This is a genomic window from Streptomyces sp. 378, from assembly GCF_030124145.1.
Classification (GTDB): Bacteria; Actinomycetota; Actinomycetes; order Streptomycetales; family Streptomycetaceae; genus Streptomyces.
On sequence record NZ_JASKMS010000013.1, the window covers coordinates 181,658 to 196,809 of the forward strand.

At 71.1% G+C, this 15,152-nt stretch carries 15 protein-coding genes and 1 pseudogene; 10 read left to right on the forward strand and 6 right to left on the reverse strand.

The features are described from left to right. Positions 1-99 precede the first annotated feature (99 nt). Positions 100-1,566: a sensor histidine kinase gene (locus QNO09_RS19765; RefSeq protein ID WP_283971544.1), complete on the forward strand. Its 1,467-nt coding sequence runs from the start codon at positions 100-102 to the stop codon at positions 1,564-1,566. Between the two features lie 204 nt (positions 1,567-1,770). Here QNO09_RS19765 and QNO09_RS19770 read toward each other — a convergent pair whose 3' ends face one another. Together QNO09_RS19770 and QNO09_RS19775 are read right to left on the reverse strand one after the other, a co-directional pair. After that, positions 1,771-2,028: a WhiB family transcriptional regulator gene (locus QNO09_RS19770; RefSeq protein ID WP_003992873.1), complete on the reverse strand. Its 258-nt coding sequence runs from the start codon at positions 2,026-2,028 to the stop codon at positions 1,771-1,773. 322 nt (positions 2,029-2,350) lie between these two features. Beyond that, positions 2,351-3,319, reverse strand: a complete 969-nt coding sequence (locus tag QNO09_RS19775; RefSeq protein WP_283971526.1) for a diacylglycerol/lipid kinase family protein — start codon at positions 3,317-3,319, stop codon at positions 2,351-2,353. Positions 3,320-3,435: 116 nt separating this feature from the next. Here QNO09_RS19775 and QNO09_RS19780 point away from each other — a divergent pair, with 116 nt between their 5' ends. Continuing rightward, a complete protein-coding gene (locus QNO09_RS19780; protein ID WP_283971527.1) occupies positions 3,436-3,885 on the forward strand; it encodes a hypothetical protein in 450 nt (149 codons plus the stop codon). A 3-nt stretch (positions 3,886-3,888) separates the two neighbouring features. Here the strand turns inward: QNO09_RS19780 and QNO09_RS19785 are convergent, their stop codons facing one another. From QNO09_RS19785 to QNO09_RS19795, 3 genes are all read right to left on the reverse strand, one after another. After that, a complete protein-coding gene (locus QNO09_RS19785) occupies positions 3,889-5,022 on the reverse strand; it encodes a SigB/SigF/SigG family RNA polymerase sigma factor (RefSeq protein WP_283971528.1) in 1,134 nt (377 codons plus the stop codon). Between the two features lie 17 nt (positions 5,023-5,039). Continuing rightward, positions 5,040-5,453, reverse strand: a complete 414-nt coding sequence (locus QNO09_RS19790) for an ATP-binding protein (RefSeq protein WP_003992877.1) — start codon at positions 5,451-5,453, stop codon at positions 5,040-5,042. A 260-nt stretch (positions 5,454-5,713) separates the two neighbouring features. After that, positions 5,714-5,974, reverse strand: a complete 261-nt coding sequence (locus QNO09_RS19795) for a UBP-type zinc finger domain-containing protein (protein WP_283971529.1) — start codon at positions 5,972-5,974, stop codon at positions 5,714-5,716. A gap of 62 nt (positions 5,975-6,036) precedes the next feature. Here QNO09_RS19795 and QNO09_RS19800 point away from each other — a divergent pair, with 62 nt between their 5' ends. Further along, positions 6,037-7,635 carry a Na+/H+ antiporter gene (locus tag QNO09_RS19800; RefSeq protein ID WP_283971530.1) on the forward strand — a complete coding sequence of 533 codons (1,599 nt, stop codon included), beginning with the start codon at positions 6,037-6,039 and terminating at the stop codon, positions 7,633-7,635. 15 nt (positions 7,636-7,650) lie between these two features. Here QNO09_RS19800 and QNO09_RS19805 read toward each other — a convergent pair whose 3' ends face one another. Further along, positions 7,651-8,559: a 1-aminocyclopropane-1-carboxylate deaminase/D-cysteine desulfhydrase gene (locus tag QNO09_RS19805; protein ID WP_283971531.1), complete on the reverse strand. Its 909-nt coding sequence runs from the start codon at positions 8,557-8,559 to the stop codon at positions 7,651-7,653. Positions 8,560-8,812: 253 nt separating this feature from the next. On the opposite strand from QNO09_RS19805, the gene QNO09_RS19810 reads away from it, so the two are divergent. From QNO09_RS19810 to QNO09_RS19840, 7 genes and pseudogenes are all read left to right on the forward strand, one after another. Continuing rightward, on the forward strand, positions 8,813-10,219 hold the full coding sequence (locus QNO09_RS19810; protein WP_283971532.1) for a family 2B encapsulin nanocompartment shell protein: 1,407 nt from the start codon (positions 8,813-8,815) through the stop codon (positions 10,217-10,219). Positions 10,220-10,330: 111 nt separating this feature from the next. Then, complete coding sequence (locus tag QNO09_RS19815) at positions 10,331-11,500, forward strand: family 2 encapsulin nanocompartment cargo protein polyprenyl transferase (RefSeq protein ID WP_283971533.1); 1,170 nt, start codon at positions 10,331-10,333, stop codon at positions 11,498-11,500. 363 nt (positions 11,501-11,863) lie between these two features. Further along, entirely contained in the window at positions 11,864-12,478 is a 615-nt protein-coding gene (locus QNO09_RS19820; RefSeq protein WP_283971534.1) for a GNAT family N-acetyltransferase, read from the forward strand. A 51-nt stretch (positions 12,479-12,529) separates the two neighbouring features. Continuing rightward, positions 12,530-12,769 (forward strand): annotated as a pseudogene (locus QNO09_RS19825) (dihydrofolate reductase family protein); the annotation flags it as partial. Between the two features lie 397 nt (positions 12,770-13,166). Further along, positions 13,167-13,580 (forward strand): YciI family protein, encoded by a 414-nt coding sequence (locus QNO09_RS19830; protein ID WP_283971535.1) that lies wholly within the window; start codon positions 13,167-13,169, stop codon positions 13,578-13,580. 29 nt (positions 13,581-13,609) lie between these two features. Then, on the forward strand, positions 13,610-14,830 hold the full coding sequence (locus QNO09_RS19835; RefSeq protein ID WP_283971536.1) for an RNA polymerase sigma factor: 1,221 nt from the start codon (positions 13,610-13,612) through the stop codon (positions 14,828-14,830). Between the two features lie 49 nt (positions 14,831-14,879). Then, positions 14,880-15,077, forward strand: a complete 198-nt coding sequence (locus QNO09_RS19840; RefSeq protein WP_283971537.1) for a hypothetical protein — start codon at positions 14,880-14,882, stop codon at positions 15,075-15,077. Positions 15,078-15,152: the final 75 nt, after the last annotated feature.

Below are 15,152 nucleotides of genomic sequence, written 5' to 3' on the forward strand. Positions count from 1 at the left end.
TGCGGTGCCGGGAGGGTTGAGGGTCCCTCTCAGGCGCCGCGGCCCGCGGGTGTTTCAGGGCCGTACGAACCCCCGGGTACGCTCGCACACGTGCCCTCCATGAACGAACTCGTACGCCAGCACACCGCCCTCGACGACACCGACCTCGAGTGGCTGCACCTGCTGGTCTCGGAGTGGCAGCTGCTCTCCGACCTCTCCTTCGCCGACCTGGTCCTGTGGGTCCCCACCAGCGACGGCGCCCGGTACGTCTCGGTCGCCCAGATGCGACCCAACACCGGCCCGACCTCGTACCAGGACGACATGGTGGGCCACCTCGTCCCGCGCGGCCGCCGCCCGATGCTGGACGTAGCTCTCGACGAGGGCCGCATCGTGCGCGAGGGCGACCCCGAGTGGCGCGAGGAGGTACCCGTCCGGGTCGAGTCGATCCCCGTACGGAGGGAAGGGCGCGTCCTCGGCGTCATCGCGCGCAACACCAACCTCCTCACCGTGCGCACTCCGAGCCGTCTGGAGCTCACCTATCTGCAGAGTGCGTCCGACCTCGCGCAGATGATCGCGGCCGGATCCTTCCCGTTCGCGAACCAACAGCTCGACATGGACGCCTCGCCCCGGGTCGGCGACGGCCTGATCCGGCTCGACGCGGACGCCATCGTGCAGTACGCCTCCCCGAACGCCCTGTCCGCCTACCACCGGCTCGGCCTCGCCTCCGACCTCGTCGGGCAGCACCTGGGCAGGACCACCGCCGAACTCGCGCCGACCCGGGGCCCGGTGGACGAGGCGCTCGCCAAGGTCGCCAGCGGCTGGGCGCCGCGCGAGTTCGAGATCGAGGCCACAGACGGAGTGATCCAGTTCCGCGCCATCCCGCTCAAGCCGAAGGGCACTCGGATCGGTTCCCTCGTCCTGCTCCGCGACGTCACCGAACTGCGTCGCCGTGAGCGCGAGTTGATCACCAAGGACGCGACCATCCGGGAGATCCACCACCGGGTCAAGAACAACCTGCAGACCGTGGCGGCGCTGCTCCGCCTCCAGGCCCGGCGTATCGAGTCCGACCGTGGGCGCGAGGCCCTCGAAGAGGCGGTGCGGCGCGTCGGATCGATTGCGATCGTGCACGAGACGCTCTCGCAGAACCTGGACGAGCGGGTCGAGTTCGACGACATCGCCGACCGTGTGCTGGCCATGGTCGCGGAGATCTCCCCGGGCAAGGTCGCAGGCCGGCGCACCGGCCGCTTCGGCATTCTCGACGCCGAGGTCGCCACCCCGTTGTCGATGGTGCTGACCGAGGTGCTGCAGAACGCGCTGGAGCACGGTTTCCGCGAGGGCGACACCGGCACGGTGGAGGTTTCGGCGGTCCGTGGCGGCACGACCAAGGAAGCCCGGCTGCTGGTCACGGTGCAGGACGACGGGGTCGGCCTGCCGGAAGGGTTCGATCCGCACACCGCCGGCAATCTCGGCCTGCAGATCGTGCGGACCTTGGTGGAGGGCGAATTGGGCGGCACTTTCGACATGGTCCCGGCTCCGGACCGCGGCACCCGCGTCATCCTCGACCTCCCCGTGCGAGCGCAGAAGTAGCGGAAACCACAGTCCCGGACGAGGCGCCGGGCAGCGAAGAGGGCCCGGAAAGCGATGAGCCCCGGACCACCAAGTGGCCCGGGGCTAAAGCTCGTTGCTGCTTAACTAAGCGCATCGGGGGAACTGCGCGCTGCGGCTCGGGGGCGGGAGATGCGTACTCGCTGTACGCGCCGCCAAGCTCAGGCTGTCAGCAGGGGTGGGTTGTCAGGCGGAGGCCTGACGAGCCCGGTTGCGGGCGGCGCGGCGCTTCATGGCGCGGCGCTCGTCCTCGCTGAGACCACCCCAGACGCCGGAGTCCTGACCGGACTCGAGCGCCCACTGCAGACACTGCTCGATCACCGGGCAGCGACGGCAGACGGCCTTGGCTTCCTCGATCTGCAGCAGCGCAGGACCGGTGTTGCCGATGGGGAAGAAGAGCTCGGGGTCTTCCTCGCGGCAAACGGCGTTGTGACGCCAGTCCATGGCTGCTACCTCTCCTTGGTATTACATGCAGGGCTTGCTTGTGAATGTGAACGCTTTCACGAATCCCTCAACAAGTGAAGGGCCGACTGCCAGGTTCCCCGGCGAAGGTCCTGTGGGTTGAAGAGGGGTTCTGGTGATCAGTGGAGGCCGGTGTTGCGGGCCGTCTCGATCGCCACGTAGAGACTCGCAAACCTCAGCGGCGGATACAACCCCTTCCGGAAAGTTTTTTTTGATTCTTCGGTGTCGACTAGGTCACAGCCGTACTTCCATGGGGTGGATCCTGGCCTAAACGTTCGAGTGAAAGGACTTTAGCCAGTTCTGCTCACACAATCACACGCAGTGCACGGCGTACGCCTGTGAACGTCACGCTTGTTCGCAGGCCCAGGTGGTCACCGTCCATCTGGAGGGGGAGCGGGACCTTCGAATGCAAGGTGAACTCTGTCAAGTCATGCAGAGAGGTGGCGTGCTTGCCATGGGGTCCCCGCTCGGGGGACGAAGTGAGCAACTGGGTGCCATACCGGGCAACCGCCGCAGTGGACAGGCGGCTGAGACCGAAGAGATCGAGCCCGGTATCGAACGAGGCTTTAGGTGCCGCGTAGATCGGGCGATTCCCCAGAAACGTCCAGGGCGAGGTGTTCGAGACTATGGACAGCACCAGATCGGTGATCGGGTCGTGGCCGGCCCGCTCCAAGGTGATCGTCCCGTTGCGGCGGTTCGGCTCGCCCAGGAGCTGGCGCATGACCTGGCGCACGTAAAGGGCGTGTGTGGATTTCCGGCCGCGTTCGCGGTGCTGTTCCACACGACCCACCACACCGGCGTCGAAACCGAGGCCCGCGTTGAAGGTGAACCAGCGGGAGGGCACCGCTTCGTCCTCCGTGCCCGGCGTGCCCGAGGTCAGACCCAGGCCGACGGTGCGTTCGCTGCCGTCGCGCAGGGCGTCCAGCAAGGCGCCGGTGGCCTCCACGGCGTCGTTGGGCAGGCCCAGGGCGCGGGCGAAGACGTTCGTGGAACCGCCCGGGACCACGGCGAGACGGGGCAGATGCCCCGGAGCGGGACCGGCGTGCAGAAGGCCGTTGACCACTTCGTTGACCGTGCCGTCGCCGCCGAGGGCCACCACCAGGTCGATGTCGTCGCTGTCGGCCGCGTGCCGCCCCAGGTCGCGCGCATGGCCGCGGTACTCGGTGGTGACCGCCTCCAGCTTCATCTCGCTGGCGAGCGCATGGATCAGTACGTCGCGTGTGCGCGCACTTGTGGTGGTTGCCGCCGGATTGACCACGAGAAGTGCACGCATGACTGGCAGCGTACCTACTGGGTGGTACCCGGCCCATACCGAGGTAGGGATCGGGTAAGAGAGTGGGGGTGAACCGCGCCACGGGGGGCGTGTACGACGAGGGCTACCCTTCAGGGGTGAGCAGTGAGCAGACCCCCATCACCGAGGAAACCACCGGCCCCCGCCCCCGGCGTCTGGCGTACGCCGCGCTGCTGGCCGCACTGGAGGGGCTCGCGCTGGCCGTCGGTGGCGTCTCGATTCTCGTCCTCGGCCTCATGGGGCATCCGGACGACCGGCAGCAGGCGGTCACCGGAGGCATCACGCTGGTCGTGCTCGCGCTGCTGCCGTTGATCGCGGCCCGCGGCCTGTTCGCACTGCGCAGTTGGAGCCGCGGTCCGGCGGTGATCACCCAGCTCCTGGCGCTGCCGGTGGCCTACAACCTGCTGCAGGCCGACAGCATGGCCATTCCGGCAGGGATCGCCCTCGCGGTCGTGGCCGTCGCCTCGCTCGTGCTGCTGGTGAACCCCGAGACGACCCGGGCCCTCGGAATCCGCGGGCCCGGCAACCCCGGCAACCTGGAGAAGTAGCCGTCACTCCTCGACGAGGAGCTTCTCCCGCAGCTGCGCCAGTGTGCGCGCCAGCAGTCGGGAGACGTGCATCTGCGAGATGCCGACCTCCTGCGCGATCTGCGACTGGGTCATGTTGCCGAAGAACCGCAGCAGCAGGATCCGCTTCTCACGCGGCGGGAGATCCTCCAGCAGCGGCTTGAGGGACTCCCGGTACTCCACGCCCTCCAGCGCCTCGTCCTCGGCGCCGAGGGTGTCCGCGACCGCCGGGGACTCGTCGTCGGTGTCGGGGACGTCCAGGGACAGCGTGGAGTACGCGTTGGCGGACTCCAGGCCCTCCAGGACCTCCTCCTCCGAGATCCCCAGCTTCTCGGCGAGCTCATGGACCGTGGGGGAGCGGCCGTGCATCTGCGAGAGCTCGGCCGTGGCCGTCGTCAGCGCCAGGCGCAGCTCCTGCAGCCGGCGCGGGACGCGCACCGCCCAGCCCTTGTCGCGGAAGTGCCGTTTGATCTCGCCGACGACCGTGGGGGTCGCATACGTCGAAAACTCCACGCCGCGGTCCGGGTCGAAACGGTCCACCGACTTGATCAGGCCGATCGTGGCGACCTGGGTGAGGTCGTCCAGCGGCTCGCCGCGGTTGCGGAAGCGGCGGGCGAGATGCTCCACGAGCGGCAGATGCATCCGGACCAGCTGGTTGCGCAACTCCGCGTACTCCGGGCTGCCACTGCTCAGGGTGCGCAGCTTGAGGAACATCTCGCGCGCCCCGCTGCGGTCGGTGGCGCCGTGGTGCGCATTCTGCGCGTGGTGCGTGCGCGGCGCCTGATCCTCGGAGTGTCGCTCGTGCTCGCTCATCGTCCCGCCCGTCGCCCTTCCCCGAGCCCTCGCCTCCTCCGCCACTCTCGACTCCGCGGGAGTGGGGGGACCCCCCTGGGCCGGGGATGCGGCGATGCCCCCGCCCGGAGGCGCGCTCCGCACGGCACCGTCCCCCTCCCGCCCGCCGCCCGGGAGGACGGCCCCCGCGGAGTCGTCCTCGGGATGCGGGCGGGCCTGCTCGGGGATGCCGTCGATGCCGTCCGCCATACGCCGGGCACTGCTCGGGCCGCTCGTGCCCGTGGCCTCGGCCGGCAGCTCTCGTGTGCCGCGCTCTTCGTCCCGCACCGGCCCGTCCTCGCTCCTCACGCCGGCCCGGGTCCCGCGCCGCGCTGTTTGTAGAGGCTGATCGAAACGGTTTTGTCCTTGTCCACGGCGGAGGAGACCTTGCCCGCCAGAGCGGACAGGACGGTCCACGCGAAGGTGTCCCGCGAGGGGGCATGGCCATCCGTGGTCGGTGCCGAGACGGTGACCTCGAGCGAGTCGTCGACGAGGCGGAAAACACAGCTGAGCACCGAGCCGGGCACGGCCTGCTGAAGCAGGATCGCGCAGGCCTCGTCCACCGCGATGCGCAAGTCCTCGATCTCGTCGAGGGTGAAGTCCAAACGGGCCGCGAGACCGGCCGTGGCCGTACGCAGCACCGACAGGTAGGCACCCGCGGCCGGCAGCCGGACTTCGACGAAGTCCTGGGTCGCGGGCTCGCCTGCGATCTGGGACACCCTCACCTCCATGGTGGTACAAGCGTTTCAGGGCCGAGGGTCGCCCCCCGGGGGTAACGCGATACGTGGTTCAGCGGTGACGCTATCGCGCTCTCGACGATCCTGTCCCCGGGACCCCAACCCCTGTCGTTACTCACAGTAAACCTGTGGATACGCTCCGTGTCTAGGGGTTGGGCGGGCCCAAATGGGAAGAGCGCGCGCCGGGTTGACGTACCCAGACGTCAGACGGTCGAACCGTCCGGCGCCAGCGGCCCGTCGCGTCACACCAGGACATGGTCGACGAAGCACCAGCGCCAGGCCTCCCCGGGTTCGTGGGTCCGCATCACGGGGTGACCCGACTCCTTATGATGCTCCGCCGAGTGCCGCCCCGGCGAGGAGTCGCAGCAGCCGACGTGACCGCAGCTGAGGCACAGCCGCAGCTGCACCGGATCCAGGCCCTCCGCCAAGCACTCCGGACACGTCTCGCTGAGCGGGCCGGGCTCGGGGTGCGGCAGCGCGTCGGCGTGCGTGCACTGTTTCATGATTGCCAGGTTACGACGCTCGGGCCGAAGACCGCGTCGGAAAATGAGGGCGGGCGAGAACGATGGACGTGATGCCACTGCTGCTGCTCGTGGCGGGCAGTGCGGCGATCGCCACAGCCGCACGGCGCACCCCGGTGCCGGCGCCACTGCTGCTGGTGGCCGTGGGACTCGCGGTCAGCTACGTCCCCGGGGTCCCGGAGTACACGCTCGACCCGCACATCGTCCTGCCGCTCCTCCTGCCTCCGCTGCTGCACACGGCCGCGATCGACAGCTCCTACCTCGGCCTGCGGGCGCAACTGCGGCCGGTCGCGATGCTGTCCGTCGGGTACGTGCTGTTCGCCACCTTCGCCGTCGGCTGGGCCCTGTACGTGATCGTGCCGAACCTGCCGCTGACCGCGGCCCTGGTCTTCGGCGCGGTGGTGGCGCCCCCGGACGCGGTCGCGGCGACGGCGGTGGCCCGCCGGGTCGGGCTGCCGTCGCGGATCACCACGATCCTCCAGGGCGAGTCCCTGCTCAACGACGCCACCGCGATCACCGCCTACCGGGTGGCGCTGGCCGCCGCCGTCGGGGAGGGCGCCACCTGGGCCGGCGGCATCGGCGAGTTCCTGGTCGCCGCGATCGGCGGCGTCGGGGTCGGACTGGTGCTGATGGCGCCGATCCACTGGCTGCGCACGCACGTGAAGGAAGCGCTGCCGCAGAACACGCTCTCCCTGCTGATCCCGTTCGTCGCGTACGCCGTCGCCGAACAAGTGCATGCGTCCGGTGTCCTCGCGGTCGTCGTGGTCGCGCTCTACCTGGGACACCGCGCGTGGGAGGTCGACTTCGCCACGCGCCTGCAGGAGGAGGCGGTGTGGAAGATGGTCGCCTTCGTCCTGGAGTCCGCGGTGTTCGCGCTGATCGGGCTGCAGCTGCCGGTGGTGCTCCGGGGCCTCGGCGAGTACGCGGGCGTCGAGGCCGCGTGGTACGCCGTCGCCGTCTTCCTGGTGGTCGTCGCGGCCCGGTTCGTATGGGTGTACCCGGCGACCTTCCTGCCGCGCCTGATGTCGGCGCGCATCCGGGAGCGGGAGGGGCCGCTGACATGGAAGGGGCCGTTCGTCATCGCGTGGGCCGGCATGCGGGGCGTGGTCTCGCTGGCGATCGCCTTCTCCATCCCGCTCACCCTGCACGACGGCGAGGAACCGTTCCCGCAGCGCAACCTCATCCTCTTCCTGACCTTCACGACCGTCATCGGGACGCTGGTCGTGCAGGGCCTGACCCTGCCCCCGCTGATCCGGCTGCTCAAGTTCCCCGGGCGGGACGCGCAGAGCGAGACGCTTGCCGAGGCCAATGCCCAGGCGCAGGCCTCCCGGGCCGCCGAAAGGCGCCTGGACGAACTCCTCGCCGACGAGCGCAACGCCCTGCCCGCCCCGCTCGCCGACCGGCTGCGCACCGTCCTGGAACGCCGTCGCAACGCCGTCTGGGAACGGCTCGGGCAGGCCAACCCGATCACCGGCGAGTCCGTCGACGACACCTACCGGCGGCTGTCTCGGGAGATGATCAGCGCCGAACGTGAGGTGTTCGTCAGACTCCGGGACGGCCGCTACATCGACGACGAGATGCTGCGCACCCTGCTGCGCAAACTGGACCTGGAGGAGGCCGCGGCCTTCCGGGAAGCGGCGTGAGGGCGGAGCGCCGCCTCAGGGGAAGGGGCGGCCGGTGACCACGGCCGCGACCGCCGTCCCGCGGGGGAAGGCGCCTTCGCCGGCCAGGGCGACGAGTCCGTACAGCAGCTTGGCGACATACAGGCGTTCGACGGGCAGGTGGTGCCGGTCCTCGAAGTCCGCCGCGAAGGTGTCGAGCTCGGCGGGCACGCGCGCGTAGCCGCCGCCGTGGAAACGGTCGTCCAGGCTCCAGGCGCCGCGCCGGGCACCGAAGGCCTCACGCTGCAGGGCTTCCGTCTCGGCGGCCAGGAACCCGCCCTTGAGGACCGGCACGCCCAGGGCCCGCTGGCCGGGCGCGAGGCCGGCGGCCAGCCCCGCGAGCGTGCCGCCGGTGCCGCAGGCCACCGCGACGACCTCGGCGCGGCCCCGCAGCTCGACGCCGAGAGCCCGGCAGCCGCGTACGGCCTCGGCGTTGCTGCCGCCCTCCGGGACGACGTACGCCCCTTCCGCGTCCGCCGCGCGCAGGATGCCGGCCAGGGTCCGCGGCTCGGACGTTCGCCGGTACGTCGCCCTGTCGACGAAGTGCAGCCGCATGCCGTCGGCGGCGCAGCGTGCCAGTGAGGGATTGAGGGGCCGGCCGGCCAGTTCGTCGCCGCGTACGACACCGACCGTGGGGATACCGAGCAGGCGGCCGGCCGCGGCCGTGGCGCGCAGGTGGTTGGACCAGGCGCCGCCGAAGGTGACGACGGTACGGCCGGCCGCCGCGGTCAGGTTCGGCGCGAGCTTGCGCCACTTGTTGCCGATCAGCTCCGGGTGGATCAGGTCGTCCCGCTTCAGCAGCAGCCGCACGCCCCGCCGCTCGAACCGGTCGTCCACGACCTCCTGCACCGGCGAGGGCAGCCGGGGGCCGAGCGCGGCGAGTCCTGGGATGTCGGGGCTGGTCACCGAGCCATTGTCACCCGTGAGGTGGGAGGAAGGCTCGGGGCTGACGCGCTTGTCGACGGAAGGACGCCCCGGTCGAGGCGTCGGGAAGCGTGCGCCGCCGAACCGCGAACGGGCCCCCTCTGCCCAGTCGGGCGAAGATCCATTCCCGCTCTTTCGGGTAATAGCACCACGACGTTGAGTGAGGAAGGCTTGCCCGTGCACATCGGTGCCCGAGGCATATGGGCGTCGGTCACAACCGGGAGGGCAGTTCTCTATGTCGGTAGGCGAAGAGGTCCGCACGGAGCAGACCAAGCCGCAGCAGAGTCTCGGCACGGCGGCCGCGCGGAACCTGGCCACCACGACCAAGTCCGTGCCACAGATGCAGGAGATCAGCTCCCGCTGGCTGCTGCGGATGCTGCCGTGGGTCGACATCCAGGGTGGTACGTACCGGGTGAACCGGCGGCTGACGTACGCCGTGGGCGACGGCCGGCTGACGTTCGTGAAGACCGGCGACCGCGTCGAGATCATCCCCGCGGAGCTGGGCGAGTTGCCGGCACTGCGGTCGTACGACGACGAGGAGGTGCTCTTCGAGATCGCCCGCCGCTGTGAGCAGCGGGAGATCCCGGCGGGCGAGGTCATCGTCTCGTTCGGCAGCGCGTCCGAGGAGGTGTACCTCCTGGCGCACGGCAGGGTGGAGAAGGTCGGCACGGGCCCGTACGGGGAAGACGAGTCCCTCGGAGTCCTCGCCGACGGCGCCTACTTCGGCGACGACGCGCTGCTGAACGAGGACGCCATCTGGGAGTACACGGCCCGCGCGCTCACCTCGTGCACCGTGCTCGTGCTGCCCCGCCAGGAGTTCGCGCAGATCGCCGAGCGCTCCGACACCCTGCGCGAACACCTCCAGCAGCTCCGCTCCATCCCCTCGCAACGCTCCAACAGGTACGGCGAGAAGGAGATCGACCTCTCCTCCGGCCATTCCGGCGAGCCGGACATCCCGCACACCTTCGTCGACTACGACGCCCGGCCCCGTGAATACGAACTGAGCGTCGCCCAGACCGTGCTGCGCATCCACACGCGCGTGGCCGACCTCTACAACCAGCCCATGAACCAGACCGAGCAGCAGATTCGGCTGACCGTCGAGGCGCTGAAGGAGCGCCAGGAGCACGAGCTCGTCAACAACCGCGACTTCGGGCTGCTGCACAACTGCGAGTACGACCAGCGGATCCAGCCGCACGACGGCGTGCCCAGCCCGGACGACATGGACGAACTGCTCAGCAGGCGCCGCGGCACCAAGATGCTCCTCGCGCACCCGCGGGCCATCTCCGCGTTCGGACGCGAGCTCAACAAGCGCGGACTGGTCCCCGAGACCATCGACATGGGCGGCAACCGCATCCCCACCTGGCGGGGTGTGCCGATCTTCCCGTGCAACAAGATCCCCGTGTCGGACGCCCGTACGACGTCCATCATCGCTCTGCGTACCGGCGAGGCCGACCAGGGTGTCATCGGCCTGCGCGCCTCCGGCATCCCGGACGAGATCGAGCCGAGCCTGTCGGTGCGCTTCATGGGCATCAACGAACAGGCCATCATCAAGTACCTGGTCACGGCCTACTACTCGGCCGCGGTGCTGGTACCGGACGCGCTCGGCGTCCTGGAGAACGTCGAGATCGGGCGCTGGCAGTGACGCTCCCGGTATGCCGGCCGTGTTCCCGCCCGTCAGGGCGGGTACACCCTCGGGGTGCGAGCCCAGCGGCAGCGGAAGCGCCACCGTCCGCTCCTTCTCCGAGGCGGTCCCATGGGTGAGTCCCTCACGGAGTCCAGGACGGAGACGACGCTGCCCGTCCCGGGTGGACAGCGCGGCGCCGAGCCCCGGCAGGCGACCGGGACCGCGGAGAGGTGGGGGGCCACCGGCACGCAGCCGGACCACGGGCCGGAGCCGGTCGGAGGGCACGAGGCGGTCATGCTGCTGGAGCGGGCCCGGGCGGAGGTCGGCCCGGTGCTGCGGGCCGTGCTCGGCTCGCTGCCCGGGCCGATGCGCCGGATCGCGCTCTACCACTTCGGCTGGGAGCAGGCCGACGGGACCCCCGCGGACGAGGGTTCCGGCAAAGCGATCCGGCCCGCGCTGGTGCTCGCCGCGGCAGCCGCCCTCGGGGGGCCCGAGGCGCGGGCGGGGGCGGCTCGCGCGGCAGCGGCCGTGGAGCTGATCCACAACTTCACGCTGTTGCACGACGACGTGATGGACCGTGACACCACCCGTCGGCACCGGCCCACCGCCTGGACGGTGTTCGGCGACACCGACGCCATCCTCGCGGGAGACACCCTGCAGGCGCTGGCCCTGCGGCTGCTCGCGCAGGACCCGCATCCGGCGTCCCCGGCCGCCGCCGCCCGGCTCGCGGACTGTGTGGTCGAACTGTGCGCCGGGCAGCACGCGGACACGGCCCTGGAGCGGTGTGGCCCGGCCGAGGTCACGCTCGATGAGGTGCTCGCCATGGCAGAGGCCAAGACCGGCGCCCTGCTCGGCGGCGCCTGCGCGATCGGCGGGCTGTACGGGGGAGCCTCGGACGCGGAAGTGGCGGCGCTGGACGCGTTCGGCCGTGAGGCCGGGCTCGCCTTCCAGCTCATCGACGACGTCATCGGCATATTGGGCGACCCGCGCCGCACCGGCAAGCCCGTCGGTGCCGACCTGGCCGCCCGCAAGAAGTCGCTGCCGGTGGTCGCGGCCTTCACCTCCGGCAGCCCGGCGGCGGCCGAACTCGCCGAACTGTACGCACGGCCCAGCCAGAAGGAGGACCTGGACCACATCGCCCTGACCGTGGAGCGCGCGGGCGGCCGAGACTGGGCACAGGGTCAGGCGGCCGACCGGATGGCCCGGGCGATGCAGCAACTGGCCCGCGCGGTGCCGGACCCGGAGGCGGCGGGCGGGCTGCTGGCCCTCGCCGAGTTCGTGACCCGGCGCACCAGTTGACGACCGGTGGCGCCGTTCGGGCGGCAGCGGCCGAAGGGCGCCGGTGATGGCCGGGCGACCGGTTGTCGGGCGGCGGCAGACGATGGCCGGCCGTTGAGCGGAAGTATGTGACGGCCTTCGGGCGACCGAAGGGCGAAGAGCCCCGGAGTGCCGGGGCCGTGCGGCTCCTGACCCCGCACGGTCACCGGCCTCCGGTCGGCGGGTCCCGCACTGCCCCACGGTGTGCGGGGCCCGCCTCCTTCCCGTACTGGTCGAGTTTGGGTAAACGTTCGATCGAATCCCGCCAAGATCGGGCGTATACCGCTGCGCGTGGGCCAACCGCCCTACGATCGACGCCCGTCGGGACGAGCGAAGGGGCGGGGCATGGGCGTGGCCATCCGGACAGCGGGCGAAGGGGACAGGGAGCTGATCGTCCGGCTTCTGGACGAGGCGTTCCAGGACGACCCCGTGAGTGGCTGGGTCTTCCCCGGGGCGGAGGACCGCCGTGCCAAACACCCCGGGCTGATGGCCGCCTTCACCGACATCGTGCTCGCGGCCGGCCGCATCGACGTCACCGCGGACGGCTCGGCCTGCGCATTGTGGCTTTCCGTGCCCGCGGGTGAGGACCACGACGGTGACGCAGAGGACGAAGGCCCGGCCCAGGTGCGGGAGACCGTCGACCCGGACAACGAGCGCATCGAGATGATCGGCCGGCTGACGGCCGCCGTCCATCCCACCGGTCGGGCGCACGAGTACCTGTGGATGATCGGCGTGGCCCCCGGCCGCCAGGGCGAGGGCCACGGCACCGCGCTCATCGAGGAGGTCCTCGACCGCTGCGACCGCGAGGGTCTGCCCGCTTACCTGGAGGCCAGCAGCGCCCGCAGCCGCAAGCTGTACGAGCGCCTCGGGTTCGAGCCGGCCGGCCCGGCCCTCGACCTCCCCGACGGCCCGGCGATGTGGCCCATGTGGCGCGAGCCCGGACCGCACCGGACCGAGTAGCTGATACAAACGGCAGGGCCCACGCGCCTGGGATCTCGTCGGGCCGGTCCCGAAGTGAAGGTGGGAAAGAACGAGTTCGGCATCCACCTGTGCGGCGGTTCGAAGGTCGCCGGTGAACTGCTCGACGAGATCGACGAGATCATCGTCGATCATCGTCAAGACCTACCCCATGATGTACGGCTCGGGCATGCCGATGTTCGGCTCCGGGGTCGCGATCCCGGACTTACCCCGGAGTCCGTGCGCACCTTCGGCAACGGCGGGCTGGTGCGCACGTACAGCAGGAAGCGCTGAGCCGCCGACCGGCCTACCCTGAGGACATGGGCAGCGAACAACACGTCTGTCCGGCCTGCGGACAGCCGGTGGAAACAGTCGTCCGGCGCCACAAGACGCTGGGTGCATGGGTCCCGCGATGGGTGGCGGGACCGTGCCGCAACCCCGAGTGCGGCGCCTCCGACACAGAGGGCGCCCACCGCGGCGGACCCGGTGAGGGCACCCGGCCCGCCGGCGCTCCCCGGCGGGCCCAGTCCGCACGGCCCGCCGCCCCGCCCACCACGGCCCGGCCCCGGACGGCTCCCCGGAGAAAACGTCCCGAAAAACTCCTGAGTGCGTGTCGAGATGCGCGGCCCGGCTCCGACGTCCCCTGTGAAGAGCCGCCCGGCAGGGCGGTGAGAGCCGAAGGAGCGGACTGATGAAGTACCTGGTCATGGTGCAGGGCACACAGGCGGACTACGAAGCCATGCGCGGCAGGACGTCGGCGAACTCCCCGGCCTGGAGCGAGGAGGAGCTCCAGACCATGTTCGCCTACATGGGCGCCATCAACGACGACCTGGCCGAGACGGGCGAGCTCGTCGACGGGCAGGGCCTGGCCGAGCCGGCGCAGACCCGGCGTGTCACCCTCGGTGACGACGGCAAGGCCGTGATCACCGACGGGCCGTACAGCGAGACCAAGGAGCTGCTGGCCGGCTACTGGGTCCTGGAGTGCGAGAGCCTGGAGCGGGTCACGGAGATCGCCGCCCGGGTCGCCGGCTGCCCCCAGCCGGCAGGCGCCCCCGACTACCCCGTCGTGATCCGCCCGATCATGGACGGTTCCGGGGACATCTGAGGAACCGGCCGGCACCGACGGACACGCTGGTGAGGAACGCACCCGAGATCGAGGACCTGCTGCGCCGCCACGCACCGCAGGTCCTCGGCGCGCTGGTCAGGCGGTACGGGCACTTCGACGCGGCCGAGGACGCCGTACAGGAGGCGCTGCTCGCGGCGGCCGCGCAGTGGCCCTCGGCGGGCGTGCCCGGCAACCCTCGCGGCTGGCTGATCAGGGTCGCCGCCCGGCGGCTCACCGACGCCCTGCGCAGCGAGGAGGCCCGGCGGCAGCGCGAGGAACGGGTGGCGGCGCTCACGCCCCGCGACGCCTTCACGGCGCCGCCGCCCGGGGAGCGGGCGCCCCGCGAGGACGACACCCTCTCGTTGCTGTTCCTGTGCTGCCATCCGGACCTGACGCCTCCCGCCCAGATCGCGCTCACGCTGCGTGCCGTCGGCGGTCTCACCACGGCGGAGATCGCCCGGGCCCATCTGGTTCCGGAGGCGACGATGGCGCAGCGCATCAGCCGGGCCAAGCAGAAGGTGCGAGGTGTGCGCTTCGGCCGCCCCGACCGCTGGGAGCAGCGGCTGCCGTCCGTGCTGCAGACCCTCTACCTGATCTTCAACGAGGGCTACACGGCCACCTCCGGTGCCGCGCTCCAGCGCCGCGACCTCGCCGTCGAGGCCGTGCGGCTGGCCCGCACGGTCCACCGGCTGCTGCCCGACGACTGCGAGGCGGCGGGCCTTCTCGCCCTGATGCTGCTCACCGACGCCCGGCGTGCGGCGCGCAGCGGACCGCACGGCGAGCTCATTCCCCTCGACGAGCAGGACCGGGACCGCTGGGACAGGGCCGCGATCGAGGAGGGCGTCGCGCTGGTCACCCGGGCCCTGTCCCGCGGCCGGCCCGGGCCGTACCAGCTGCGGGCCGCGATCGCCGCCGTCCACGACGAGGCCCCCACCCCCGAGGCCACGGACTGGGCCGAGATCCTGGGCCTGTACGACGTCCTGGTCGGCCTGATCCCCGGCCCGGTCGAACGCCTGAACCGTGTGGTGGCCGTCGCCATGGTCCACGGCCCGCGTGCAGGGCTGGCCGAGCTGGACGCCCTGGCCGACGAGTCGGGGGGCCACCGCCTGGACGCCGTACGAGGACATCTCCTGGAGCGTGTCGGTGAGCCCGCAGCCGCCCGGGCCGCGTACGAGTCGGCGGCCGCCCAGACCCTCAGCACGCCCGAGCAGCGCTACCTCCGGGCCCGGGCGGCACGGTTGATCGATTAGCGCGGGCGACATGGGCGGACCGGGGAAGCGCTGCGGCAGGGTGTGGCGCATGGCGGTGATCGTGTGGCTGCTGGTCGTGGCGGTCGCGGGCGCGCTGACGCTGTGGATGCAGGACTCCACGAAGCCCGGGGGGCCGTACGTCCGGGAGAACGCGGACCCCGATGTGCCACGGGACGTGCCGCCCTGTCCGAGAAGTGATGAGGGCCCGGCCGTCGCCTGCGCCTACGGCACCTTCGGGGCCCGCTAGGCCCCTTCTGACGGATCTCCGCGGCGTCGCGACGCCCGGCACGCTCCCCCGTTCTCGGCTTCGCTCGAACGGGAG

What these genes read in the sequence shown, in the direction of transcription:
- QNO09_RS19765 (WP_283971544.1), top strand. Translation starts at nt 100, where the DNA reads ATGAACGAACTCGTACGCCAGCACACCGCCCTCGACGACACCGACCTC.
- QNO09_RS19770 (WP_003992873.1), bottom strand. Translation starts at nt 2,028, where the DNA reads ATGGACTGGCGTCACAACGCCGTTTGCCGCGAGGAAGACCCCGAGCTC.
- QNO09_RS19775 (WP_283971526.1), bottom strand. Translation starts at nt 3,319, where the DNA reads ATGCGTGCACTTCTCGTGGTCAATCCGGCGGCAACCACCACAAGTGCG.
- QNO09_RS19795 (WP_283971529.1), bottom strand. Translation starts at nt 5,974, where the DNA reads ATGAAACAGTGCACGCACGCCGACGCGCTGCCGCACCCCGAGCCCGGC.
- QNO09_RS19800 (WP_283971530.1), top strand. Translation starts at nt 6,037, where the DNA reads ATGGACGTGATGCCACTGCTGCTGCTCGTGGCGGGCAGTGCGGCGATC.
- QNO09_RS19810 (WP_283971532.1), top strand. Translation starts at nt 8,813, where the DNA reads ATGTCGGTAGGCGAAGAGGTCCGCACGGAGCAGACCAAGCCGCAGCAG.
- QNO09_RS19815 (WP_283971533.1), top strand. Translation starts at nt 10,331, where the DNA reads ATGGGTGAGTCCCTCACGGAGTCCAGGACGGAGACGACGCTGCCCGTC.
- QNO09_RS19820 (WP_283971534.1), top strand. Translation starts at nt 11,864, where the DNA reads ATGGGCGTGGCCATCCGGACAGCGGGCGAAGGGGACAGGGAGCTGATC.
- QNO09_RS19830 (WP_283971535.1), top strand. Translation starts at nt 13,167, where the DNA reads ATGAAGTACCTGGTCATGGTGCAGGGCACACAGGCGGACTACGAAGCC.
- QNO09_RS19840 (WP_283971537.1), top strand. Translation starts at nt 14,880, where the DNA reads ATGGCGGTGATCGTGTGGCTGCTGGTCGTGGCGGTCGCGGGCGCGCTG.